Below are 3,278 nucleotides of genomic sequence, written 5' to 3'. Positions count from 1 at the left end.
TAAAAACTTTATTAAATCCATATTCTAAAAGTATAAATGCAATATAATAGCAAGAAAATATTCTTGATGTATAAACAAGTTTATCAGTTTTAAATCTTGTGAATTTTAAAATTAGAACAAAAACAATTGCAAATAAAAACAATACGAACAGCAATAAATTTAAGGCAACTGTATCTGATGAAAAATCAATTTGTTTTAAAGCTTTTGGAAAGAAATTAGTTTGAATAAACCCAATTGGTTTAGAAAAAAGAAAGTTTGTAAGTTGAAATTGCCAATCTTTTCCGTTTAGTGTTAATGGAATAAATAGATATCCTAAAACGAAAAAAAGAGCTAAACATTTTTCTAAAAGTTCTTTCATTAGTTGGAAACCAAATTTTTATAATTTGTAGTTTTCCAAGTAAAAAAAGCAACAAGTGAGGTTAATAAAATTAATGCAAAAATAAGTAACGATTTTGATGGAAAATTAGGTTTGCTTTCTACAATTGGAAGTATTGCTTTTTTCTTTTTTGCTTTTCGTTTTTCTTGTTTAATTTCTTTTAAAGTTTTTTCTTTTAAGTTTACTATAACAACTTTATTAGTGTCAATTGTTTTAATATAATTTTTATCAGTTTTTGCTAAAATTTTTAATTTATCATTAGAAATCAAACTCATATTTTCTATGGTAATTGTGTCTCTAACCGTATTTATATATTCTAATTTTCCTACTTTAGATTTATCTGATCTTTCAAAAACTTGATAATAATTACTTTTAACTCTAACTATTTTAGTATTAGAAATTTTAATTATTGTATCTATTTTTTCATAATTTTCGGTGTATTCCATTACAATCTTTCCAAAACTAGAATCACCAATATCAAATAAGTTTTCTTCAACAGAAATTCTAAAACTTTCATTGTTTCCGCTATGGCTTTTGTGCGAAATTAATTTGGTTTGTGAAAAACTAATTCCAAATACTAAACTAAAAATTACGATTGATAATGTTCTCATTTTTATAAATTTAATGGCTAAAGATATATAAACATCAAAAACAATTTTTATTTTTATACTTCATTTAACAACTATTAGCGTTTATCTTTCTAAATTTGAACTTCTTAAAAATAAATATGCTTTTGCAAATTACATAATAAAATTAAAAATTATAATAACTTACTTATGAAATACCATCAAATAAACCGCGATTTGTTCATTAAAAACAGAGCAAAATTCACATCGCAAATGAAACCTAATAGTGTTGCTGTTTTTAATTCTAACGATATTTATCCAGTTTCGGCAGACAGTTCTTTGCCATTTGCACAACATAGAGATATTTTATATTTATCTGGCGTAGACCAAGAAGAAAGTATTTTATTGCTTTTTCCAGATGCACCTTATGAGCATTTAAAAGAAATTCTTTTTCTTAAAGAAACCAACGAACACATTGCCATTTGGGAAGGAGAAAAATTGACAAAAGACAGAGCATTTGAAGTTTCTGGAATAAAATCTGTAATCTGGTTGCAAGATTTTCATAAGACTTTAAAAGAAGTTATGGCTTATTCTGAAATAATTTACATCAACACCAACGAACATTACAGAGCATCGATAGAAACTGAAACTCGCGAAGCACGATTTGTAAAATGGTGGAAAGAAAATTATCCTGCGCATCAAGTTGCCAAAAGCAATACCATTTTGCAACGATTGCGTTCAATAAAAGAAAGCGAAGAGTTAGATTTAATTCAAACCGCTTGTGATATTACCGAAAAAGGTTTTCGCAGAATTTTAAGTTTTGTAAAACCAAACGTAACCGAATATGAAATTGAAGCCGAATTTGCTCATGAATTTATAAGAAATCGTTCTAAAGGTTTTGCTTATACTCCAATTATTGCCTCTGGAAACAATGCCAATGTGTTGCATTACATAGAAAACAATCAGCAATGCAAAGCTGGAGATTTAATTTTGCTAGATGTTGGTGCAGAATATGCAAATTATTCTAGCGATATGACTAGAATGGTTCCAGTTTCTGGAAAATTTACCGATAGACAAAAGCAAGTTTATAATGCAGTTTTAAATGTAAAAAACGAAGCTACAAAAATGCTTGCGCCAGGAACTTTATGGAAACAATACCACATTGAAGTTGGCAAAATTATGACTTCGGAATTGCTTGGATTAGGATTAATTGACAAAGCCGATGTGCAAAACGAAAACCTAGATTGGCCAGCTTATAAAAAGTATTTTATGCATGGAACTTCACATCATTTAGGTTTAGACACACACGATTATGGATTATTGCACGAACCAATGAAGCCAAATATGGTTTTTACAGTAGAACCAGGAATTTACATTCCGGCAGAAGGTTTTGGAATTCGTCTAGAAGATGATATGGTTATTCAAGAAAAAGGTGCTGCTTTTAACTTAATGCGAAATATACCTATTGAAATTGATGAGATTGAAAGTTTAATGAATAGTTAAATTTTAGTGATCAGTTTTCAGTTTTCAGTTTAAACGGTTTATTTTGATAAGCCGTTTTTTATTTATAAATCATTTAGTTCTTTAACGTGATTGTTTGTTATATAAGTAATTAAATAACGATTATTACTTTTTTCGAAGAAAATGTACCAAGTTGTTCTATTGTTTGGTTTGTAAAAGGCATAATTAGAGCCAAATTTTTTTAATTTTATTGGTGCTTTTTTATAAGGAAAATTAAATAATTCTTTTTCAATAAAAAAGGTTAAATTATCTACATAATTTGCTGAATATTCATAAAACGAGAAATATTCCTTTTCAAAAAGTAAATCACTTAAATTATTAATAAAATCTTCAATTTCTGGCAAATATTGAATACTTACTTTTTCCAAGGCAATGATTTTATGTGTTTTTTTGTTCTTTCTCTTAGTTCATCACCAGAAATACTTCTTGCCCATTCCTTTTCAAAATCAAAAGTGTCTTCTGATTTTATAGATTCTAATTTATTTAAAATTTTAGAATCTTCAATGGTTTGAATCCATTTTATTAGATTTTCTTTTTGAGTTACTATATTCATATTAAATTCTAATTTTTAACAAAGCTACTAAATATTTTTTTTGATAGAAACGTTTAGCTTAATAAATATAAGTTAATTCAAATATTTTATAACATTTGATCATTGTAATTATCCGCAAACTTGTCATTCTTAAGCTCGAAGAATCTCAAGTAATATTGGTTTCATTTTTTCTAAAGTTTTGGTGGGATTCTTCCTTCGTCAGAATGACAAACTGGGCGGAAATTATTGCTTTAAATTTATTTCAATTAATACAGATTATCAA

The 3,278-nt window shown here is 26.9% G+C and carries 5 protein-coding genes; 1 reads left to right on the top strand and 4 read right to left on the bottom strand.

The features are described from left to right. Together ACH2BC_RS06210 and ACH2BC_RS06205 are read right to left on the bottom strand one after the other, a co-directional pair. The coding region (locus ACH2BC_RS06210) for a hypothetical protein (protein WP_395053122.1) at positions 1–358 on the bottom strand (358 nt) is incomplete at its 3' end. Beyond that, a complete protein-coding gene (locus tag ACH2BC_RS06205; RefSeq protein ID WP_395053121.1) occupies positions 358–987 on the bottom strand; it encodes a hypothetical protein in 630 nt (209 codons plus the stop codon). The genes ACH2BC_RS06210 and ACH2BC_RS06205, both read right to left, overlap by 1 nt. Before the next feature lie 165 nt (positions 988–1,152). Here ACH2BC_RS06205 and ACH2BC_RS06200 point away from each other — a divergent pair, with 165 nt between their 5' ends. Continuing rightward, positions 1,153–2,445, top strand: a complete 1,293-nt coding sequence (locus ACH2BC_RS06200) for an aminopeptidase P family protein (protein ID WP_395053120.1) — start codon at positions 1,153–1,155, stop codon at positions 2,443–2,445. A gap of 62 nt (positions 2,446–2,507) precedes the next feature. Here ACH2BC_RS06200 and ACH2BC_RS06195 read toward each other — a convergent pair whose 3' ends face one another. Both ACH2BC_RS06195 and ACH2BC_RS06190 read right to left on the bottom strand, forming a co-directional pair. Next, positions 2,508–2,831 (bottom strand): hypothetical protein, encoded by a 324-nt coding sequence (locus tag ACH2BC_RS06195; protein ID WP_395053119.1) that lies wholly within the window; start codon positions 2,829–2,831, stop codon positions 2,508–2,510. Next, the gene (locus ACH2BC_RS06190; RefSeq protein WP_395053118.1) at positions 2,819–3,016 is read right to left on the bottom strand and encodes a hypothetical protein; all 198 of its coding nucleotides are present in this window, start codon (positions 3,014–3,016) and stop codon (positions 2,819–2,821) included. Before ACH2BC_RS06190 ends, ACH2BC_RS06195 begins: the two co-directional genes overlap by 13 nt. Positions 3,017–3,278: the final 262 nt, after the last annotated feature.

It is taken from the genome of Flavobacterium sp. (assembly GCF_043760115.1).
Taxonomy (GTDB): Bacteria; Bacteroidota; Bacteroidia; order Flavobacteriales; family Flavobacteriaceae; genus Flavobacterium.
Note: the sequence above shows the minus strand (reverse complement) of the source record. Positions and strands in the feature narration are given on the sequence as shown.

Excerpts from the sequence above, each read along its gene's own strand:
- ACH2BC_RS06205 (WP_395053121.1), bottom strand. The coding sequence starts at position 987 with ATGAGAACATTATCAATCGTAATTTTTAGTTTAGTATTTGGAATTAGT.
- ACH2BC_RS06200 (WP_395053120.1), top strand. The coding sequence starts at position 1,153 with ATGAAATACCATCAAATAAACCGCGATTTGTTCATTAAAAACAGAGCA.
- ACH2BC_RS06190 (WP_395053118.1), bottom strand. The coding sequence starts at position 3,016 with ATGAATATAGTAACTCAAAAAGAAAATCTAATAAAATGGATTCAAACC.